Raw genomic sequence first — 21,268 nt, forward strand, 5'->3', positions numbered from 1 at the left:
GGCAGCGAAGTCGGCGCGGAAACCGTGATCACCGAAGTCTCACCTGCACCCCACGGCGACGTGCGGTCCGGGTACCGTCCTCATCCGTGCCAGACGCCGCGACCGCCACCGCATTGCCCGATGTCGCCACCCTGCTCGCCGCAGCCGTCGGTTCGCTCGGCGGTGCCGAACGCCCAGGTCAGGTGCGGATGGCCGAGGCGGTCGCCGAGAGCATCCAGGACGGCGCCCATCTCGCCGTCCAGGCAGGCACCGGCACCGGCAAGTCGCTGGCCTACCTCGTGCCGGCGATCCGCCACGCCATCGAGGCCGAATCCACCGTGGTGATCTCCACCGCGACCATCGCGCTGCAACGCCAGCTCGTGGACCGCGACCTACCGCGACTGGCAAAGGTGTTGACGCCGTTGCTGGATCGGGAACCGAGCTTCGCGATCCTCAAGGGCAGGCGCAACTATCTGTGTCTGCACCGCATCCACTCCGGTGCGCCCGACGATCCGCAGGACACCGCCCTGTTCGACCCGTTCGAGGTCTCGGCGATGGGCAGGCAGGTCAAGCGGCTGCACGAGTGGTCGTCGGACACCGAGACGGGCGACCGCGACGAACTCGTGCCCGGCGTCACCGATCAGGCGTGGCGGCAGGTCTCGGTCACCGCCAAGGAATGCCTCGGCATGTCCCGTTGCCCGGTGGGCGTGGACTGTTTCGCGGAGAAGGCCCGCGCGCAGGCCGGCCGCGCCAATGTCGTGGTCACCAACCACGCGTTGCTGGCGATCGACGCGATGGGCGACGCCCCGGTGCTGCCCGAGCACGACGTCGTGATCGTCGACGAGGCGCACGACCTGGTGGACCGGGTCACCTCCGCCGCCACCGCCGAGATCACCGCGGCGACGGTGGCCGCCGCCGCCCGACGCTGCGGCAAGCAGGTGGACCAGCGGGTGGCCGACCGGCTCGTCGAGGCGGGCGAGGGTCTGGCGTTGATGTACGAGGATTCCCGCCACGGCAGGCTCGAGGAGATGCCGCCCGCCCTTGGCGCGGCCCTGCGCACGGTGCGCGACAGCGCGCACGCCTGCATCACCGCGCTGGGCACCGAACGCCGCGAGGACGTCGACGGTGCCAGCGAACGCAAACTGGCCCTGGCGTTGCTCGACGACGTGCACGACACGGCGGAGCGCATCCTCGACGCCTTCGACGAACGCGAGGTCGACCGAGGCGACGTCGTCTGGCTCGCGGGCCAGCCCCGCGACCCGCACGAGGCCCCGCCCACCACCATTCGCGTGGCGCCGTTGGGCGTCGGCGGGCTGCTCCGCGAGAAGCTGTTCGGCCAGCGCACCGTGGTGCTGACCTCGGCGACCCTGGCGCTCGGCGGCTCCTTCGACACGCTGGCCCGGCAGTGGGGACTGCCCCCGACCGGACGGCCGGTCGTCCCCTCGGCCGAGGGAATGGCCACCTCGAAGCTGCCGCCCGCCGACGACACCGACCCGCCGTGGCAGGGCATGGACGTCGGTTCACCGTTCCAGCACTCCAAGAGCGGCATCCTCTACATCGCCAAGCACCTGCCGCCGCCCGGCCGCTCCGGTCTGCACGAGGACTACCTGACCGAGTTGGCGGAACTGGTCGAAGCCGCGGGCGGGCGGACGCTCGGGCTGTTCTCCTCGATGCGGGCCGCCAAGCAGGCCACCGAGGCCCTGCGGGAGCGACTCGACATCCCGCTGCTGTGTCAGGGCGAGGACAGCACCTCGCTACTGGTGTCGAAGTTCGCCGAGGACCCGGCCACCTGTCTGTTCGGCACCCTGTCGCTCTGGCAGGGCGTGGACGTGCCGGGGCCCTCGCTGCAACTGGTGGTCATGGACCGCATCCCGTTCCCCCGGCCGGACGACCCGATGGCCTCGGCGCGGCAGCGGGCCGTGGCGGCCAGCGGCGGCAATGGCTTCATCACCGTCGCCGGTACCCACGCAGCTCTCCTGCTCGCCCAGGGTGCGGGCAGGCTGTTGCGTTCGGCGACGGACCGAGGCGTGATCGCGATCCTGGATCCCCGGGTGATGACCGCCCGTTACGGCAGCTTCCTGCGGGCCTCGCTGCCGCCGTACTGGACCACCACCGACCCGGAGATCGTCCGCGCCGCGCTGCGCCGCATCGACGACTAACGACTCTCGCGGGCCGGTCCGTCCGGCCGAGGGGTGGCTCAGGGTTCCAGCGGAACCCGCCGCAGGACGCCCTCGGCCGCGTCGGCCTCCTCGACCTCTGCCCTGGTGACGCCCAGCACGAAGAGCACCGCGTCCAGGAAGGGCGCCGACAGCGCGGTGTCGGCGACGGCTCGCAGGGCCGGTTTCGCGTTGAAGGCCACGCCCAGCCCCGCGGCCGAGAGCATGTCGATGTCGTTGGCACCGTCGCCGACCGCGACGCACTGCGCGAGCGGGATACCGAAGGAGTCGGCGAACCGGCGTAGCGCGACCGCCTTGCCCGCGCGGTCCACCACCTCGCCGAGCACTCGGCCGGTGAGGAATCCGTCGACGACCTCGAGCTCGTTGGCCGCCTGGAAGTCCAGTCCGAGATCGTCGACGAGGTGCTGCACCACCTGGGAGAAGCCGCCCGAGACCACCCCGCAGCGGTAGCCGAGCCGCTTGAGGGTGCGCACCGTGGTCCGGGCGCCCGGGGTCAGCTCCAGGGTCTCGGCGACGTCGGTGAGCACGCTCTCGGGCAGTCCGGCGAGCGCGGCGACCCGGCGGTGCAGGGACTCGGTGAAGTCGACCTCGCCGCGCATGGCGGCCTCGGTCACCGCGCGGACCTCGGCCTCGCGGCCCGCCTTGGCCGCGAGCATCTCGATGACCTCGCCCTGGACGAGCGTGGAATCGACGTCGAAGACCACCAGCCGCTTGGCGCGCCTGGCCAGCCCGGCGCGTTCCACCGCGATGTCGACACCGACCTGGGTCGCCACCTTGGTCATCGTCGAGACCAATCGGGCGTCGGTGCCGTCGGCGTGGCCTGCCGACACGAGCAGTTCCAGGCCGGTCACGGGGTAGTCGGCGACCCGGCGGATCGAGTCGATGTTCACGTTCTGGGCGGCCAGTCCGCGCGCGACCATGGTGAAGGCCCTGGCGCTGAGCGGGCTGCCGAGCACCACCAGGGCGTGGGTGGAGACCTGTCGGGCGTTGTCGGGCTGCTGATCGCCGATGACGACCTCGACCTGCATTCCGACGCTGGCCATCGCCTGCTCGACCGACTCCTGCAGGCCCTCGGGGTCGTGGGTGGTCTCCACCACGACGCCGAGTACCAGCCTGCCCCGGATGACCACCTGGTCGACGTCGAGCACGTCGACGCCGTGTCTGGTCAACGCCGCGAAGAGCACCGAGGTGACCCCTGGCTTGTCCAGGCCCGTCACGGTCATCAGAACTGCGGTCGATCCTGTCGCTGTCACTGTTTTCCGCTCCTCATGGCCATGGCTTCCTGCACATGACCGAACAAAACGAGCCCCGTGACCGGCTGGAGGCTGGCCACGGGGCTCGTTGTCAGGACTAGCGGGGAACCGCTCGAGACGAAGGGATCACCTGTCGCGAGGGTCGTCCGTCTTCTCCTCGTCGGGCTGTACCGCGTGGGTCAGCCGTTCGGAGGGCGCTGGCGGGCCGTCTAGCTCGCCGCTGGAACCGTGTTTTCCGCCGGTGTGCGCCTCGATGCGCATCCGCTCCACCATATGCGGATAGTGCAGTTCGAAGGCAGGCCGCTCGGAACGAATCCTGGGCAGCTCGGTGAAGTTGTGCCGAGGCGGCGGGCAGCTCGTCGCCCACTCCAGCGAGTTTCCGTAGCCCCACGGGTCGTCGACGGTGACGATCTCGCCGTATCGGTAGCTCTTGAACACGTTCCACAGGAACGGCAGCGTCGACGCGCCGAGCACGAACGCCGCGATCGTGGAGACCATGTTCAGCGTGGTGAACCCGTCTTCCGGTAGGTAGTCGCCGTACCGGCGGATCATGCCCTCGTTGCCCAGCCAGTGCTGCACCAGGAACGTACCGTGGAAGCCGAGGAAGGTCAGCCAGAAGTGCAGCTTGCCCAGCGCCTCGTCCATCATCCGGCCGGTCATCTTCGGGAACCAGAAGTAGATCCCGGCGAAGACCGCGAACACGATCGTGCCGTAGAGGACGTAGTGGAAGTGGGCCACCACGAAGTAGGTGTCGGTGACGTGGAAGTCGATCGGCGGGGACGCCAGCAGCACGCCGGAGAGACCACCGAAGAGGAAGGTGACCAGGAATCCGATGCTGAACAGCATGGGAGTCTCGAAGGTCAGCTGGCCTCGCCACATCGTGCCGATCCAGTTGAAGAACTTCACACCGGTCGGCACCGCGATCAGGAAGGTGGTGATCGCGAAGAACGGCAGCAGCACGGCGCCGGTGGCGTACATGTGGTGCGCCCACACCGTCACCGACAGGGCGGCGATCGCCAGCGTGGCGAAGACCAGACCCTTGTAGCCGAACAGCGGCTTGCGACTGAAGACCGGGAAGATCTCGGAGACGATGCCGAAGAACGGCAGCGCGACGATGTAGACCTCGGGGTGTCCGAAGAACCAGAAGAGGTGCTGCCACAGGATGACCCCGCCGTTGGCCGGGTCGAACACGTGGGCACCGAGATGCCGATCGGCCATCAGCCCCAGCAGGGCAGCGGTCAGGATCGGGAAGGCCATCAGGATCAGCAGGCTGGTGACCAGGATGTTCCAGGTGAAGATCGGCATCCGGAACATCGTCATACCCGGTGCGCGCAGACAGACCACCGTGGTGATCATGTTGACCGCACCGAGGATGGTGCCCAGACCACTGACGACCAGACCGGCGATCCACAGGTCGGCACCGAGGCCGGGCGAGTGGATGGCGCTGGACAGCGGCGTGTAGGCGAACCAACCGAAGTCGGCGGCGCCACCGGGGGTCAGGAACCCGCCGATCACGATCAGACCGCCGAACAGGTACAGCCAGTACGAGAACGCGTTGAGTCGGGGGAACGCCACGTCGGGCGAACCGATCTGCAGCGGCAGGATGAAGTTCGCGAACCCGAAGAGGATCGGGGTGGCGAACAGCAGCAGCATGATCGTGCCGTGCATGGTGAACAGCTGGTTGTACTGCTCCAACGAGAGGAACTGCATACCCGGTACCGCAAGCTCGGCCCGCATCAGCATCGCCATCGCGCCGCCCACCATGAAGAAGGCGAAAGCGGTGACGAGATAGAAGATGCCGATCTGCTTGTGGTCGGTAGTACGCATCGCACTCAGCAGGAAGGAGCCCTTCGGCGCTTTACGCGCCGGATACGGGCGTGTCGCAATCGGCTGGGGAGCGACGGCCGTCACGGTGCCTCCTGCACTGGCCTCTTAGACCTATCTTCACCTGCGTCAGCGGACCGGATGGACCGCACACGCTCGTGTCGGATCGTAAACTGCGGCTTCCGACCGGGCGCACTCGGGCCGTAGCCGGCCTAGTCATCAGCCGAGCATTCCTACCCCATGCGCACCGTCGGTGCGCCATACGCCTACCTCACGACCGGCCGAGGCGGTCGAACGGACGCCGATCATCGGCGCGCCGTCGGTGAGGATCGATGCAGGCGCGCGGCCGGATCGGCGGCCGCCACGCCCAGCCGGTCGCCTGCGATCGGTGGCGCGCACGGCGGCGGACAGGCAAGGTTGAGAACCGGAGACAATGTATTCGGCACCGACCCACATCAGACGACGCACTTCACCACATCCGCGCTAAACATGGTCTGAATGGCCGCGCAATACCGACGAACGGGTGATTTAGACCCACTGTCACAGAGTGTCGGCAGCTCCATCAAGATAGGTATGCTGATCAATCGATTTCGAGCGTGAATCGAGGAGCTCGATGGCCTCCTTACCCGGCGACCCGCCCGGCACTCTGCCGAAAGACGTCGACGGCGACAAACCCGCCGCCGCCCGGGTGTACGACTACCTGCTGGGCGGCGACTGCAATTTCGCCGCCGACCGGGAGCTGGCCAGGAAGACGCTCAGTGTGCTGCCCGAGGCGGCGGCCATGGCCCGAATCAACCGGGCGTTTCTCGGCCGCGCGGTCCGCTTCTGCGCCAAGAACGGGATCACCCAGTTCCTCGACCTCGGGTCCGGGGTGCCCACGGTGGGCAACGTGCACGAGGTGGCGCAACAGGTCGCCCCCGACTGCCGGGTGGTCTACGTGGACAACGACCCGGTGGCCGTGGCACACAGCGAGATGATCCTCGAGGACAACGACCTCGCAGGCGTCGTGCATGCCGACGTCCGCACCCCACAGGCCGTGCTCCGTTCTCCCGTCACGACGGCCCTCATCGACTTCGATCGACCGGTGGCCGTCCTGATGGTCGCCCTATTGCACTTCGTGCCCGATTCGGCGCGACCGAAGGACATCGTCGCGAGCTTCCGGGAGCGGATGGCCCCGGGCAGCATGGTGGTGATCTCCCATGGGACCGATGATGCGCAAACCGACGAAATGCGTCGGGTTGCCGATTTTTACGCAAGTAGCACAAATCCGTTGACAGTTCGAAAGTATGATGAGGTGAAAGAGCTGTTCGCAGGCTTCGAACTCGCAGAACCCGGTCTAGTCTGGGCTCCCGAGTGGCGACCGCAAGACTGCGATCCCGGCACCGGGGCGCCATCGATCTCGGGCGTCCATGTGGGTGTCGGTTTGAAACCCTGATCGAACGACAACAACGCAACCCGAGTGCCGACGCGGGTCGGCTTCAACGCATGCTCACAGTGGAGACGCAAACAAGTGGATTCCCCACAAACACTTGAGTTTGTTCGGAGCTGGGCATCCGCCATGACCCGGACTACCTACATACCGTTGGAACGCTCGGACATCGAGCGGCAACTCGGTCGGTTCCTGGATCGACTCCGGGCGGCGCTACGGGTCGAGCCCTTCGCCACCACTGTCGGCACCGAGGTGGGCCACCAACTGGTCGACGGACATTTCACCGGTCCGGACAGTCTCGGCCGCACCACCGAGCTGCTCGGCCCGCACCTGTTGGACGATCCGGAGCTGGCCACGGTGGACCAGCTGCCGCGCAAGGTGGTCGCACTGCTCGGGGAGCTGGCCGCAGGCTATGCCGTCGCGATGCGCGAGCAGGTGCTCGATCGGCAGGAACAGCTCAAACGGGCGCTGCTCAGTGCGACGAACCGAGCCGAGAACGATCTGCGGGAGCGGGAGACCCGCGACCGCGAGCTCTTCGCCGGTTCGGCGTTCGGCCTGGCGATCGGCAGTATGGAGAACGAGATCGAGGAGGTCAACGCGGCCTTCGCCGAGATGCTCGGCACCAGCCCGCACGACCTGGTTGGACTGAATCTGCTCGATCTGCTCCACCCGGAGGAGACCACGACATTCCGTGAGCTCTACATCCGGCTGGTCGCGGGCGAGATCCCCCGGATCTACGAGTACGCCCGCTTCAATCACCCGGCAGGCGAACCGGTCTGGGGCCGGATCTCCGCGACGCTGCTGCGCAACTTCCACGGCCAGGCGCGCGGACTGGTCGCCTGGGTCGAGGACGTCACCGACCACAATCTGCTTCAGGAGGAATTCAGCCGCCAGACCCTGCACGATGTGCTCACCGGGCTGCCCAACCGGCAATTCCTGTTGAGTCACCTGGAGCGGGTGCTGGGCCGCTGCGAGCACGACGATCTCATCACCCTGTGCCATGTCGGCCTCGACGGACTCACCGTGGTCAACCACGGGCTCGGCCATCAGGCGGGCGATCTGCTGTTGAGCGAGGTGGGTAATCGTTTGATCTCCGCGGTGGCGGGCGAACGGGCGATGGTCGCCAGACTCGGCGGCGACGAGTTCGCCGTGCTGATCGAGAACACCGAACAGACGCCCGACGCGGGCACGCTGTGCGCGGTGATCGCCGCAGAGTTGACCGAACCGGCCTATTACCGCGAACACGGCTTAGCCGTGTCGGCGTGTATCGGCATCGTCCAGCGCATCGCCGGGCACACCGTGCCCACCGAGTTGCTGCGCGACGCCGACATCACCCTGCACCGCACCAAATCGACCGGGAACGGGCAGTGGAATCTGTTCGACTCGCGCCAGGACGAGGTGCATCGCGAGCACTACCGGCTCGCGGCCTCGATGCCGGGAGCCCTGGAGATGGGCGAGATCCGCGTCGAGTACCAACCACTGGCGCGGGTGGCCGACGGCGAGGTCATGGCCGTCGAGGCACTGCTCACCTGGGAACATCCCGAGGTCGGCCCGCTGGATCATGCTCAATGTCTCAGTCTCGCCAACGAGACCGGCCTGATCATGCAGCTCGGCGGGTGGTTGTTGGACGAGGCATGTCGGCAGGGTCTCGGGTGGCAGCGGGAGTTCGAGGACGCGCCGCCGCTGCTGATCAACCTCACCGCGGACCAGGCCTGCGATCCCGACCTGCTGCGTCGGGTGCACCGGCTGCTGGACGAGACCGGCTTCGCGGCGGAGAAACTCTGGATCGGTTTCCCGGCCAACGCCGTCTCGCAACCCGACCGGGAGGGCACCGAGAACGCCCAGCTGCTCCGAGAACTCGGCATCGTGATCCTGCTCAGCGAGTTCGGGGTGTCCTATCTCGACCTACACAGCCTGAAGATGCTGCCGGACGCGCCGGTACGCGTCTCCAACCGGCTGCTGGCCGAGTTGGCCGCCGATCCGTGCGAGGACTCGGTGACCAGCTTCGCCATCACCGGCATCGTCCAGCTCCTCCAACAGGCGGGGCGGACGACGATGGTCGGCGAGATCCGCACTGCGGCACAGACAGCCTGGGCCACCGAGGTCAAGGCGGACATCGCTCAGGGCCCGTACCTCATGCCCTGCACCGACGCCGCGTCGATCACCCAGGCACTGCGGGACCGTTGAGACGGCCCCACCGAAGCACCACCTCGGCTGCCTCGGTGGGGCTCGAACCTGGGCCACCACCGGGTTTCGGAGCACAGTTGAGCCTTGGCATAGCAGGTTACTGGCGCGGCTGCGGCTCAGCATGAAACGATCTTCGGGTGGACATCACATCGACAGCCGATTGGCAACGGTCCTACGCCGACACGGCACTTCGCCTCGACCGGTTACTCCAAGAATCGGGCCTCGGCCCCGTCGTTCTCTACTCCGGACCCGAGGAGTGGAGGACTGCGGTCGAGATCGAGAAGGTCGCTGGACCAGCCCGAGTCATCGACGACTGCCGTGCTCTGCGTGAGAGCCTGCCCTCCCCGCCGGGCGTTCGGCATCGGTTCATCCGCGCCCAACTTCAGGCCATGGAAACCCTCGCAAGCACCCTCGACGGTAAGCGGCTACCGCTGCCCGAACTGGCCGATCGCTGCCTGGGCGTCGACGGCACGCCAACGGACGAAGCACGTTTCGAGGCGGCCCATGCCCAGCTCGACGCCGCACTGCCGCGTGGCGGCGCGTTGGTCGACCGGCTGCGCGCCTGGCAGAACGCGCACGCTCTGCCCGAGCAGCACCGGGATCGACTCCCGGAACTGGTCGCGTCAGCGGTGGCGGAGACCCGCGAACGCGTCAGAGACAGAATCCCGTTTCCTGACGACGCTTCGATCGACGTCGTGCTGGATCCAGGACCACATCGAGGCCACCACCATTCGGGGCCCCACGGGACCGTCTTCATCAACAACAGCCAGCCGTTCAACCTCGCCGACCTGATCTACGTCGTCGCGCACGAGGCCTGCCCCGGACACATCGCCGAGTCGATGATCAAGGAACAGCACCTGGTGGAGCAACGGGGCATGGCGGAGCATCGGGTACGGCTCATGCTCTCGCCCGCCTTCGTCATCAGTGAGGGCATCGGCCTGCACGCTCCCGGAATCGCGTTCCCCGGCGACACGGCTCAGGCCTGGCTGACCGACCGGGTGCTCGGCCCGCTGGGCATACCGGCGGACGGCAGCGACTTCGCCGCGATCCACGCGGCACGCAACGAACTGTGGGGGGTGTGGTCGAACGCCGCTCTCATGAAGGACGCAGGCGCATCGGCCGTCGAGGTCGCCAGCTATCTACGGCGCTGGGCGCTGCTCTCGGAGCCGGAGGTCGAATGGGCGCTGTCCTTCCTGTCCACCTCCGCCATGAACGCCTACGTGCTGAGCTATCACCACGGTTGGCAGCTGCTCTCCGCGTGGCTTGACGTACCGGATGCGACGAGCCGATTCCGTCGGCTGCTCACCGAGCCGTTGTTACCTGCGGACCTTGGTTGAGTTCGCCAGACACACGAGAACGGCCCCCAAGACAGTGTCTTGGGGGCCGTCCGTATTGGTAGCGGGGACAGGATTCGAACCTGCGACCTCTGGGTTATGAGCCCAGCGAGCTACCGAGCTGCTCCACCCCGCGCCAGTCAGATTTGGCTTCGAATTTCTCAGCCGGTGTTTCTCTCTGACGTGGAGAAATCTAGCACGGTCGGAGAACGGCGAAAAACAGGGGGGTCGGTTTAGTCGATCGACAGTCCGCAGCAGCGCGTTCACCTGCGTCGATCCCGTCCAGCGCAATAGATCTCGGCCCCGATCCGGTCGTGGTGCACCAGCCGACCATCGACCTCTCGATGCCCCGGAGCGGTAAGAAAACCTGGGGGCTTGCTCGGATCCCGCTCCGGGCCGAGGTCGCTCTGCGAGGATCGAACGATCCGAGGAATGGAGACAGGGCGTGTCGTTCTCGACGACAGAGAAACTCGCAACCGGTGTCGGCATCGTCACCCTGACACTGGGGACCGCACTCACTCTCGCGCCCTCCCGGGTCTCGGCCGCATTGCGGATGGGCGGTTCCAGCAGGGTGGCTCGGACCATCGGCCTGGCCGATCTCGCAATCGGGACCGGTCTGTTACGGGGCAGGAACCGGGCGTGCTGGATGACTGCCCGGGCCGCACTGAATCTGGTCATCGCGACGCGCTATCGCGCTGCGGCAGCGGAGGGAATGCCGGGAGCACGAGCAGGCGCGGCTCTGATGGCGGCGCTCACCGTCGTCGACGGCACACTGGCACTGGGACTGGCCACGGCGTGCCGTTGCGCCGAGGGGCCTGCGGCGGCTCACCCGGACATCGGGCAGGAGTCCGCGGACAGCTCGTCCGCAGCCTGTCGCTGTTCGGACGAGGCGCGGTAGCCGCCGACCGTCCAGAACGAGCCGAGAACGCGGCCGCCCCCGCCACCGACTCCCCCGGCGCTGCCGGGCGGAGGGGTGACGGGGGCGGTGGTTGGTTGCCGCACTCACATGTTGATCATGTGTCCTGCGAGGCCGTGGACGGCCTCCTTGACTGCCTCGCCCAGCGTCGGGTGCGCGTGCACGTTGCGGGAGATCTCGTGCACCGTCAGGTCCCACTGCTGCGCCAGCGTCAGCTCCGGCAGCAACTCGGTGGCCTCCGGGCCGATGATGTGGGCGCCCAGCAGCTCACCGTGAGTCGCGTCGCTGAGGATCTTGACGAAGCCGCCGGTCTCACCGAGCCCGTGCGACTTGCCGTTGGCCATGAACGGGAACTTCGCGACCTGGACGTCGAAGCCCTTCTCCCTGGCCTGAGCCTCGGTCCAGCCGAAGCTCGCGATCTGCGGCTGGCAGTAGGTGGCCCGGGGGATCATCACGAAGTCGAGTTCCATCGTCTCGGCCCCGCCGATGGTCTCCGCCGCGATGACGCCCATCGACTCGGCGGCGTGCGCCAGCATCAGCTTGGCGGTGACGTCGCCGATCGCGAAGATGTGTCCGACGTTGGTCCGGCCTCGGCCGTCGATGTCGATCGCACCGCGCTCGGTCAACGCGACGCCGGTGTTCTCCAGGCCGTAGCCGGTGGTCCTCGGCTGGAAGCCGATGGCCTGCATGACCTTGTCGGACTCCAGGGTCCGCTGCTCCCCGTTCTGCGAGACGACGACCTTGACCTTGTCGCCGGAGTCGTCGATCGACTCGACGCGGGTCGAGGTCAGCACCTCGATGCCCAGCCGCTTGTAGCGCTTGCCCAGCTCGGTGGAGACCTCGACGTCCTCCAGCGGCACCACGCGGTCGGCGAACTCGACGATGGTGACCTTGACACCGTAGTTGTGCAGCACGTACGCGAACTCGACGCCGATGGCGCCGGCACCCGCGATGATGATGCTCTCGGGCAGCTTGTCGCTGAGGATCTGCTCCTCGTAGGTGACGACCCGCTCGCTCAGCTCGGTGCCGGGCAGCAATCGGGTCGTGGCGCCCGCCGCGATGATGCAGTTGTCGAAGGTGACCGTCTCCGAGCCACCGTCGTTCAGGGTCACCTGGATGGTGTTCGCATCGGTGAAGCTGCCCCGACCCTGGAACTGGGTGATCGAGTTCTTCTTCATCAAGAAGTGGACGCCCTTGACCCGACCGTCCGCCACCTTGCGGCTCCGGGTGAAGGCGGCGCCGTAGTCGAAGTCGACCTCACCGGTCGTGCTGATGCCGAACGTCTTCGCCTCGTGCTTGAAGATGTGCGCGAGCTCCGCATTGCGCAGCAGGGCCTTGGACGGGATGCAACCGACGTTGAGGCAGACTCCGCCCCAGTAGCGCTCCTCGATGATCGCCGTCTTGAGGCCCAGCTGAGCTGCCCGGATCGCGGCGACGTAACCACCTGGTCCCGCGCCCAGGACCACAACGTCAAAGTGCGTGCTCATGCCTACGACCCTCTCCTGTCAACCGATTCGCCTGCCGGTTTGAAAACCCTCGTCGACCCTTCTCGACGATCGGCTCAACCGGAGACGACCTGGTCGCGAGGGTCGAGGAACCAGTCCTGACACCGCGCGCCCGTTCGCCTTCCTACCCCTATCGCCGAGGCCGGCGCCGATCGGAACCACTCCACCGACGTGCTCGACCCGCCCACCCTATGAAGCGCGTGCCGAGCCGGACTTGCCGGGGGACTTGACGGCGGCGACCGGGGCATCCATCAGTGGTGTCAACGCGGGCGCACCGCGTCGTCATCCCGATCCGGATCAGCGAACAACGCTCGCCTCGGAGGTGGGGTACGGGCACGACAGCGGGGCGGATGTGACAGCCGAGTACGCGACGCGGAAACGACCGTCAGAACTCCGCCGAGCGTGACGCCGGCGCCCCGAATGCACCGACGTCACGCTCGACGTGCCGCCTGGATCCGCGCCGCCAAAGCACGGAACCGTTTCGCAGGTGATCGACGATCAGCCGACCGCCAGGGCGGTAATACGGGTGGTCTGTGCGGCGGAGAAGTTGTCGTCGCTGACCAGCAACAACGTCCGCTCGCCGGTGGGCAGGGGCGGCCCCCAGGTGATGCCCTCGATGTTGTCCAGCTTCGCCCCGATGTCGGCGAGGTCGACGAGCAGCCGCTTGCTGGCGGGCTCGAAGCCGCCGCCGACCAGTGAGTGTCGGCTCAGCACATCGGTGGCCTCGGCGGTGGAGACCTCGAAGACCCGGACGCTGCTGCCGACGCCGACCACGTAGCCGCGCTCCACCACGAGGTAGCGGCTCGGGTCGAAGGTGTCGTAGGCCACCAGCGAGGACACCCCGTTGCTGCCTCGGCCGTCGGGGTCCGGGGACTCGGCGAACACCGGGTCGACCGGGTAGGCGAACTGCGCCACCGCAGCGCCGTGCCTGGCGTGCACGGTGATCCGGGTGTGGGCGCCGTGCTCGGTGGTGGGCACCGGGCCGTCCTGTTCCAACGGCGATTCGAGGGCCGAGACGAGCAGCGTGCCGCCCGCCGCGTAGGTGAGCCCTTCGAGGGTGTCGTCGACCCGGGGGCCCGATTCGCCGAAGGTCATCTTCTCGTTGGTAGCGGTCGGGACTTCCTGTTGATAGGCGCCCTGGGCGTCGGACACCCGGATCGCGGGGTCCATCAGGACGGTGATCGGGTCGTCCGATGCCGCACCGCCCGGCTGGTTGCGCTGGCCCTCGGAGGTCCAGGCGACGTCGCCGGTCCACGGGTCGATCCGCAGTTCCTCCGGGTCCACGGTGCCCAGTACGTTGCGCTCCGCCTCGGGATGCTGGTGCTGCTCGATGCGCCACTGGTCGATCGTCGGGTAGGTGCGGCCGTCGGGGCGGCGCAACAGGTGGACGTCGGTCAGCTCGACGTCGTGCAGCCCCTCGGCGTCGAGATCGATCTCGGCGCGGTAGTAGCGCGCCGGGCTGTGGTCGGACCAGTCGTCGCTGAGCAGCGCGTAGTCCCCGGTGTGCGGGTCACGGTCGATGGAGGAGAGCCCGCCGACGATCGTGTCCTCGAAGACGGCCCGGTGCGCGATGGTGTGCTCGCCGAGCAACCGGACGGTCGGTTCCTGCGCCAGTGCAGCAGGCGGGACCAGGAGCCCGGCCGCGGCGGTGAGAGCCGCGAGAGCCGTGGCGAACAGACGAGAACGCATGGCGAGCAGAGAACTCGATCGAAGTTGATCTCGTCCAGCGCACCGGACAATGTCCACCCGTTCGAGGGGCGCCAACGACCCGATCGAAGGCTATTCGACCGGTTCGCTGCGGCGTTCGAGGAAACCGCCGATCAGTCGAGTACCCGGGCCGGCCTGGGCGCCGGGGCCGGGTACCGGGTCGACGTCCTCGGCCTCGATCGGCTGCCCGCACTCGGAGCAGGCGACGGTCGGAGTGAACGAATGACCGCAGTCCCGGTGCCGGAAGGTGATCGGCGGCCCGCCGGGCGGGGTGGCCCAGCGATCGCCCCAGGCCGTGAGCGCCAACAGGATCGGCACCAGCTCTCGGCCCGATTCGGTGAGCGCGTAGCGATACCTGGTGGGTCGCTGCCGATACGGGACCCGGTCGATCACGCCCGCCTCGCCCAGCGTGGTCAGGCGACCGGTCAGCAGGTTGCGCGAGATCCCGAGGTTCTCGACGAGCTCGTCGAAGCGGCGGGCCCCGAGAAACAGGTCGCGCAGCAGAAGGGGCGACCACCAGTCGCCCACCAGGTCCAACGACCGCGCGAGGGAGCAGTGCATCTCGGCGAAGCTCGTCTGGCGCATCCCACGGAGTCTAGACAGTTGTTTCATTGAACTCACCGATCTACCGTGAGTCCTTCTATTGAACTCATAGGGGGCCGTTGATGTATCACCGTTTCGTCGCGCGTCGGGTACGCGCGGTGTTCGCCGAGATCAGCGCGGGCAACTGGGAACCGATGGTCGAGGGGATGGCATCGGACTTCACCTACCACTTCCACGGTGACCACGCCCTATCGGGCGAACGCCACACCAAGGCTGCGCTGCGGGCCTGGTGGGAACGCTGCTTCCGACTCATGCCGAGTCCCACCTTCCGCGTCGAGGAGGTGCTGGTCACCGGCCCGCCGTGGGCGACCCGCGTCGCCACCCGGGTGACCGTCAGCGCCCAGATCCTCGACGGTTCCGACTACGAGAACGTCGTCACCCAGTTCCTGCGCATGCGTTGGGGCAAGATCACCGAGGTGCGCACCCTGGAGGACACCGTCGTACTCCAGCGAGTGCTCGATCGCTTGGCCGCAGCGGGTATCGCCGAGGCACACGCCGCCCCGATCACCGGCTGAGCCGATCCGACCGCTCCGCAGAGCACATCCGGGCCCACCAACGACGACGGGCGCCGGGACGAAGACTCGTCCCGGCGCCCGGACCCCCGCTCCTGAAATCGGTCTAGTCGGTCACAAGAGCCTGCATCGGCGAGCTCTTCGCCGCCTTACCCGCCGGAAGCAGCGAGGACAGCAGCGCCATTCCCATCATGGTGACCAGCACGAACACCAGCTGGACCACCGGGACGGTCGGCGTGGCATTCAGATCGGGCGTCGACAGCGTGATCAACATCGCGTAGCCGGTGCCGAGGACGATGCCCAGCACGGTGGCGTATGCGCCGAGAATCGCCGCCTCCCAGCTCAACATCGCGCGCAGCCCGCTGCCCCGCAGGCCCAGGGCCCGCAGCAGCCCGTTCTCCTGGGTGCGTTCCACCACCGACAGCGACAACGTGGTGGCGACGCCGACCATGGCGACCAGCACCGTGATCCCGACCAGTCCGAGTGCGACCATGCGCAGGATGTCGATCATTTCCTGATACGCCTCCCGCTCGTCGCCCGGGAAGCTCATGTACACCCTCGGGTCCAACGGGGTCAGCTCGTTCATGGCGGTGCGGAATTCATCCGGGTCCGCACCCGCAACCGGGTTGGCCATGATCGACCCCAGTTGCGCGGTCGGGTCGATCAGCGCCACGTCGTCGGGGTGCATGACGAAGCTTCCCAGGGTGGAGGCCCGCTCGTAGAGCGCCGTCACCTCGGCAGACACCTCGCCTGCCGGACCACGCATGGTCAGGGTGTCGCCCTGGGAGATACCCATATCCTCGGCGGTGGAGACTGCCATGCCGAGCTGGCCGGGACCCCAGTTGTCCAGGCTGCCCTCGGTCGCCACCTCCTTTGTTGCGGGCAGCTGGTCGAGGTCTCCGCCGGTGAGGATGATCTCGTGGTTGGTCGAATCGCCTTCGCGGTTCATGTCGATGAAGCTCTGGGTGAGGCCGATCACCTCACCGACGGCCGGATCGTTGCGCATCGAATCGACCAACTCGGGGGTGAGCACCGGTGCATCGTTCTCGCCGAGGTAGGTGTCGATCTGCGCGTCGGCTGGACGGGCGGCGTCCAGTTGGTTCTCGGCACCGGCTTGGAGGTTGGCCACGGAGACCAGTACCGCCGTGACCAGGGTGACACCGAGGGCGAAGACGGCCGTCGTGGTCGCCGCGCGGCGGGGGGAACGCAGGGTGTTGCGTACCGCCATCCGACCGGCGATGCCACCCATCTTGGCTGCGGGTTTCTCGAACCGTCGGACGATGGCTCGCAGCATCGCCGGGCCCGCCGCCAGGTAGGCCGCGAACAACGCACAGCCGGATGCGGCCGAGGTGAGGATGCCCAGGTCGCCGAGTCCGCCGACCAGGAACGGCCCCACACCCAGCAGCACCGCGACCAGTGCGCAAAGCACCGCGAAGGCCTTGCGAAGTTTACCGATCTTGTTGTCGGTGTCGGCCAGCACGGCCGTGTTCATCGCGGCGACCGGAGAGATCCGGGAACCCCGGATCGATGGCGCGGCTGCGGCGAACACCGAGACGAGCACCGCGAGGATCAGGCACCCGGCCAGTCCGACCGGCGAGATCGTCAGCGGGATGTCGTTGCCGGACACCGCACTGGCGATTCCCGTGCCGAGGTAACCGATGCCGACAGCGCCCGCGACACCCACGGCACCCGCGACGAGGCCGGACAGCGCGGCCTCGACCAGCAGGGCACGCAGGATGTGGCCCGGTTGGGCACCGACGCAGCGTAGTAGCGCGGTGCGTTGTCTGCTGCGGACCAGCAAGATGCGGAAGGTCGAGGCGACGATGATCGCCGCCGCGAGCAAGGCGATAGCCAGGAACACCGACAGCAGCATGAAGATCTGGTCGACGCCTTGGCCGGAGTTCTCCAGCTGGTCCGCCCGCAGTTGAGTACCGCCTTCAACCACGGCGTCCGCGCCGAGGGCCTCGCTGGCAGCGGTTACCAGGGCGGCCTCATCGGGACCGTCGAGGGTGATCTCGTCATAGCCGAGCTTGCCCTGCCACTGCACGGCGGTGTCCGGGTCGGTGATCACCAGTGGACTCATCGTATTGGAGGTCCTGGCGATACCCGAGACCGTGAGTTCCAGCTGCTGGGCCTGCGCGTTGGGGTCGGGCCCGACGACGGCCAACTCGAAGCTGTCCCCGACCTCGACCGACATCTCCTCCGAGGTGGCGGGGGTGATCACCACCTCCTGCGGTCCGGCGGGTGCGGTGCCCTCGATGAGCTCGCCGTAGCCCAACGGGCCTTCCAGCTCGGCGCCCCGGACGTAGACATTGTTGCGATCGCTGTCGCTCGCGATCCCGGTGACGCTGGGCGTCGCCTGAGTCACCTCGGGCAGCGCACGAAGCTGCTCGAGCTGTTCCACGCTCAGGGAGTCGATGTACTCGTCCTCGGTGCCCTCGATCAGTTCATTCGAGGGCGTGACGAGCGCGTCGACCTCCTCGGATATCGAGGTGAAGCTCGAGGTGAACTGGGACCGCAGCGTGTCGGTGAACAACACGGTTCCCGAGGTGAACAGAGTCGCCACGGTGATGGCGACTCCGGTGAGCAACACCCGAGACGGGCGGTGTCGAATCTGGGCGATGGAAGCCTTGATCAATCCCATTGGTTCACCCGCTCAGTTCGTCGAGCGCGGCCAGGACCTGCTGCCGGTTCGGATTGCGCAGCTCACCGGCGATCCGACCATCTGCCAGCAGCACCACTCGGTCGGCCCCCGCAGCGGCGGCCGGATCGTGGGTGACCATCACCACGGTCTGGCCGAACTCCCTGGTCGAGCGGTGCAGGAAGGACAGCACCTCGCGACCGGTCGCGGTGTCGAGGTTGCCGGTGGGCTCGTCGGCGAACACGACATCCGGTCGGTTGGCCAGCGCACGAGCGATGGCGACCCGCTGCTGCTGGCCACCGGAGAGCTCCGACGGGTGGTGGGACAGACGATCCTGGATCCCGAGGATGCTGATCACCGTGTTGAGCCAGTCGCGGTCGGGCTTACGGCCGGCGATGCTCAGTGGGAGCACGATGTTGTCGTAGGCCGACAGCTCGCTGAGCAGGTTGAACTTCTGGAAGACGAAGCCGATGCGGTCGCGACGCAGGTCGGTGAGCTGGCGTTCCGATAGCTCGGTGATCTCGGTGCCCGCCAGCGTGATCTTGCCTGAGGTAGGCCGGTCCAGACCCGCCATGCAGTGCATGAGGGTCGACTTCCCGGAGCCGGACGGGCCCATCACCGCGGTGAACTCACCCTGGTTGATGCCCGTGCTCACCGACCGCAGGGCATGAACCTGGTTCTCCTTGGTTCCGTACACCTTGCTGACGCTCTGCGCCGCCACGATGGTGGCCGTCGTGGTCATCGTCATGTCGGGGTGCCCATTTCCTCTCTAGATTTCATCTAAGCGATGTGGGGGTGTGCCCGGCGCGGGCGGGAACGCGGCATCGATCGGCGCTGCGGTGCGATCCGTTCGACGCATCAGCCAGAGATCCGTCCCGCCGGGCTGTGCGAGGTTCGAGGCGTCAGTCGTCCTGGTTGTTGACGTAGCACTCGGCGTTGCCGTCCTCGTCGGCCGTCTGCTCGTCCAGCACCCGGTCGTCGACGAGGATCCGGCAGATGGCGCCGGGCTCGGCGTCCACCAGCCAGAGGTCGTTGAAGCCGAAGCCGACGGACTCCGATTCCGTCCAGGGCAGGTCCCGTTCGCCGGTGCTGGACTTGCCGCCCGCGAACTTGCTCGTGACCACAGCACTACCGGAGCCTTCGACCTCCATCCGGACGTCGTAGCTCTCGCCGAACAACCCGCAGCCGGTGAGTACCGACCCGGCCGCGAAGAGCCCGGCGACCTTGGCGGTGGTGGTGAGACGGCTCCGCACGGGCCCTCCTTGATCGAGGTCGATCTGACAAGGAAGAGCTTGCGGGTTGCGGGGGGCCGATCGGATCAGCCGAACGGCCGGGATGGCGGGGCCGGGTCGGCCGAAAGTAGTAGCCGATCGGCCGATCGGCGCGAGATCGAGTCGGAACGGGCGTCGGGAGTGGGCACCGAGGCCGGTTCGTGCTTCTCGTTCCACCAGCGTACGCGTCCATCGGCGCGGTAGCCCGGAATCACGGCGACGGATTGCCGTCTATTGCGCGTTAGCGCCACAGTCCAGCCGGTCGGCGCCCTCGGCGATCTGTCGGTCGAATTCGACCCCGTCGACGAGGATGCGGCACACGGTGCCGTCCGGCGGCTCGAACACGGTCAGGTAGCTCTCGCCGAAACCGACGTTCGCGGCCTTGCGCCAGGACGTGCCGTGCTGGAAGTCGTAAGCCTGTTCGGTGCCCGCGAAGCGGTAACTGACATGCTGTATCAGGAGTTCCTCGGGGCCCGGATCGACGAACATCTCGATGGTGAAGACCGGGCCGGTGATCGTGCCGCACCCGGACGCGGCGACCATCGTGAGGGCCGCGAGCCCCAGGACGGCGATCCGGCGGCGGAGATGGCCGACGCCGGCCGATCGAGGCGTCATGGACACTCCCGGGGTCGAGGAATCACGAGGTCGTCCATCATGCCTCTCGCACGAGGCGGCGCCGATCCGGCCGGTGGGATGATCCGGCGGCCGTGGGCGGCTCATTAGGGTCGGACCATGAGGTTCCCACTGCTGCACGACCGGTCGCCCGCCCTCCGCGTGGTCGTGGCCGTGGCGATGGTCGGAACCTATGCCGTCGAGTTGTCGCTCATGGCCTGGGATCCGCCCAGCGCGGTGGTGGCGACCATGCCGCTGATCCTGCTGACACTGTCGGCGTTCGAGGAACGCATCGGGCGACCGGTGCTCGTGGCGTTCGCGGCGGTCGGCGCCTCGATGGTCGCGACGCTGTTCGTGCATTCGACGATCCTGCAGCGCACCTTCGGATTGATCGAGTTGGTCTTCCTGATCGTCCTGGCGGTCACCGCAGCCCGGCATGCCTCGCCTCGGCAGCGGTTGGCGCTGGGCGTACTGCTGTGCGCGGCGTTGGCGGTGCTGCCGCAGCGTTCGGTGACGATGTGGTGGAACACGGTCGAGCTCGCGATGCTGCTGATCCTGTCGGGCATCGGGGCGATCGCCCTGGGTGTCTTCCTCCGCGAGGAGGATCTGCGGCGATCCGCGATGGCCCACCAGGTTCGCCGCGCCGAGCGGATGGACCTCGCCAGTGATCTCCATGATCACGTGGCGCACTACGTGACGGCGATGGTGGTGCAGGCGCAGGCGGGCGGCGAGATCGTCGAAGGCGACCCGGCGACCGGAAGGCAGCTTTTCGCCAACATCGAATCGGTCGGCCAGGACGGTCTCGCCGCGATGAGCCGAATGGTCGGGCTGCTGCGTGAGGGCGCCCAGTCCGATGCGGACCGGACCGTGCCACAGGGCTTGGCCGCCTTGCACGAACAGGTTGCCAGGTTCTCGGCGGTGGGCCCGCAGGCGAGTCTGGACGTCGATGCGGCGGTGGACCCCGCTGGCTGGTCCCCGGAGCTGAGCCGTTCGGTGCAGCGGCTGGTGCAGGAGGGGCTGACGAACGTGCGGAAGCACGCGAGCAACGCCACCTCGGTGCGCGTCATGATCGGCGCCTCGGACGAGGACGTGGTCGTCCGGGTGCGCAACGATGGAACACGAACCAGCCGTCCCCGCTTCCGGGCCAGTGGTTTCGGTCTGATCGGCTTGCAGGAGCGGGTCTCGGTGTTGGGCGGCAGTCTCTCCAGCGCGGCGCTGCCCGAGGGCGGCTGGGAGTTGCGCGCCACGCTGCCGGTCGGTCGGACGACCAGTGCGGCGGCCGCAGGTGACCATCCGCATGGCGATAGCCGTTGACCGG

General features: G+C 67.6%; 16 protein-coding genes and 1 tRNA gene. 7 read left to right on the forward strand and 10 right to left on the reverse strand.

Annotated features, from left to right (window positions below):
• The first annotated feature begins 86 nt into the window (after positions 1-86).
• Positions 87-2,138, forward strand: a complete 2,052-nt coding sequence (locus tag BKA25_RS20795) for an ATP-dependent DNA helicase (RefSeq protein ID WP_069847337.1) — start codon at positions 87-89, stop codon at positions 2,136-2,138.
• Between the two features lie 38 nt (positions 2,139-2,176).
• On the opposite strand, the gene serB is transcribed toward BKA25_RS20795, so the two are convergent.
• Together serB and ctaD are read right to left on the reverse strand one after the other, a co-directional pair.
• Positions 2,177-3,379, reverse strand: coding sequence for a phosphoserine phosphatase SerB (serB, locus tag BKA25_RS20800; RefSeq protein WP_172803900.1), 1,203 nt, complete (start codon positions 3,377-3,379; stop codon positions 2,177-2,179).
• A gap of 156 nt (positions 3,380-3,535) precedes the next feature.
• On the reverse strand, positions 3,536-5,320 hold the full coding sequence (ctaD, locus tag BKA25_RS20805) for an aa3-type cytochrome oxidase subunit I (protein WP_069847334.1): 1,785 nt from the start codon (positions 5,318-5,320) through the stop codon (positions 3,536-3,538).
• A gap of 526 nt (positions 5,321-5,846) precedes the next feature.
• On the opposite strand from ctaD, the gene BKA25_RS20810 reads away from it, so the two are divergent.
• The 3 genes from BKA25_RS20810 to BKA25_RS20820 all read left to right on the forward strand — a co-directional run bounded on the left by BKA25_RS20810 (position 5,847) and on the right by BKA25_RS20820 (position 10,186).
• On the forward strand, positions 5,847-6,668 hold the full coding sequence (locus BKA25_RS20810) for an SAM-dependent methyltransferase (RefSeq protein WP_069847331.1): 822 nt from the start codon (positions 5,847-5,849) through the stop codon (positions 6,666-6,668).
• 123 nt (positions 6,669-6,791) lie between these two features.
• The gene (locus BKA25_RS20815) at positions 6,792-8,849 is read left to right on the forward strand and encodes a putative bifunctional diguanylate cyclase/phosphodiesterase (RefSeq protein WP_069847330.1); all 2,058 of its coding nucleotides are present in this window, start codon (positions 6,792-6,794) and stop codon (positions 8,847-8,849) included.
• A 137-nt stretch (positions 8,850-8,986) separates the two neighbouring features.
• Positions 8,987-10,186, forward strand: coding sequence for a hypothetical protein (locus BKA25_RS20820; RefSeq protein ID WP_221312388.1), 1,200 nt, complete (start codon positions 8,987-8,989; stop codon positions 10,184-10,186).
• A 56-nt stretch (positions 10,187-10,242) separates the two neighbouring features.
• On the opposite strand, the gene BKA25_RS20825 is transcribed toward BKA25_RS20820, so the two are convergent.
• Positions 10,243-10,319 (reverse strand) — tRNA-Met (locus tag BKA25_RS20825).
• Positions 10,320-10,628: 309 nt separating this feature from the next.
• Here BKA25_RS20825 and BKA25_RS20830 point away from each other — a divergent pair.
• Positions 10,629-11,081: a hypothetical protein gene (locus tag BKA25_RS20830; RefSeq protein WP_069847328.1), complete on the forward strand. Its 453-nt coding sequence runs from the start codon at positions 10,629-10,631 to the stop codon at positions 11,079-11,081.
• Positions 11,082-11,185: 104 nt separating this feature from the next.
• Here the strand turns inward: BKA25_RS20830 and lpdA are convergent, their stop codons facing one another.
• From lpdA to BKA25_RS20845, 3 genes are all read right to left on the reverse strand, one after another.
• A complete protein-coding gene (gene lpdA / locus BKA25_RS20835) occupies positions 11,186-12,586 on the reverse strand; it encodes a dihydrolipoyl dehydrogenase (RefSeq protein ID WP_069847326.1) in 1,401 nt (466 codons plus the stop codon).
• 516 nt (positions 12,587-13,102) lie between these two features.
• On the reverse strand, positions 13,103-14,293 hold the full coding sequence (locus BKA25_RS20840) for an esterase-like activity of phytase family protein (protein WP_069847324.1): 1,191 nt from the start codon (positions 14,291-14,293) through the stop codon (positions 13,103-13,105).
• Positions 14,294-14,383: 90 nt separating this feature from the next.
• Positions 14,384-14,896, reverse strand: a complete 513-nt coding sequence (locus BKA25_RS20845; protein ID WP_069847323.1) for a winged helix-turn-helix transcriptional regulator — start codon at positions 14,894-14,896, stop codon at positions 14,384-14,386.
• Between the two features lie 80 nt (positions 14,897-14,976).
• Here BKA25_RS20845 and BKA25_RS20850 point away from each other — a divergent pair, with 80 nt between their 5' ends.
• Positions 14,977-15,429 carry a nuclear transport factor 2 family protein gene (locus BKA25_RS20850; protein ID WP_069847321.1) on the forward strand — a complete coding sequence of 151 codons (453 nt, stop codon included), beginning with the start codon at positions 14,977-14,979 and terminating at the stop codon, positions 15,427-15,429.
• 103 nt (positions 15,430-15,532) lie between these two features.
• Here the strand turns inward: BKA25_RS20850 and BKA25_RS20855 are convergent, their stop codons facing one another.
• From BKA25_RS20855 to BKA25_RS20870, 4 genes are all read right to left on the reverse strand, one after another.
• A complete protein-coding gene (locus tag BKA25_RS20855; RefSeq protein WP_069847319.1) occupies positions 15,533-18,070 on the reverse strand; it encodes an ABC transporter permease in 2,538 nt (845 codons plus the stop codon).
• A gap of 4 nt (positions 18,071-18,074) precedes the next feature.
• Complete coding sequence (locus BKA25_RS20860) at positions 18,075-18,815, reverse strand: ABC transporter ATP-binding protein (protein ID WP_069847318.1); 741 nt, start codon at positions 18,813-18,815, stop codon at positions 18,075-18,077.
• 154 nt (positions 18,816-18,969) lie between these two features.
• Positions 18,970-19,320 (reverse strand): hypothetical protein, encoded by a 351-nt coding sequence (locus BKA25_RS20865; RefSeq protein ID WP_069847316.1) that lies wholly within the window; start codon positions 19,318-19,320, stop codon positions 18,970-18,972.
• A 249-nt stretch (positions 19,321-19,569) separates the two neighbouring features.
• The gene (locus BKA25_RS20870) at positions 19,570-19,953 is read right to left on the reverse strand and encodes a hypothetical protein (protein ID WP_069847314.1); all 384 of its coding nucleotides are present in this window, start codon (positions 19,951-19,953) and stop codon (positions 19,570-19,572) included.
• A gap of 117 nt (positions 19,954-20,070) precedes the next feature.
• On the opposite strand from BKA25_RS20870, the gene BKA25_RS20875 reads away from it, so the two are divergent.
• Positions 20,071-21,264 carry a sensor histidine kinase gene (locus tag BKA25_RS20875; RefSeq protein WP_069847313.1) on the forward strand — a complete coding sequence of 398 codons (1,194 nt, stop codon included), beginning with the start codon at positions 20,071-20,073 and terminating at the stop codon, positions 21,262-21,264.
• Positions 21,265-21,268 lie beyond the last annotated feature (4 nt).

It is taken from the genome of Actinoalloteichus hymeniacidonis, from assembly GCF_014203365.1.
GTDB lineage: Bacteria > Actinomycetota > Actinomycetes > Mycobacteriales > Pseudonocardiaceae > Actinoalloteichus_A > Actinoalloteichus_A hymeniacidonis.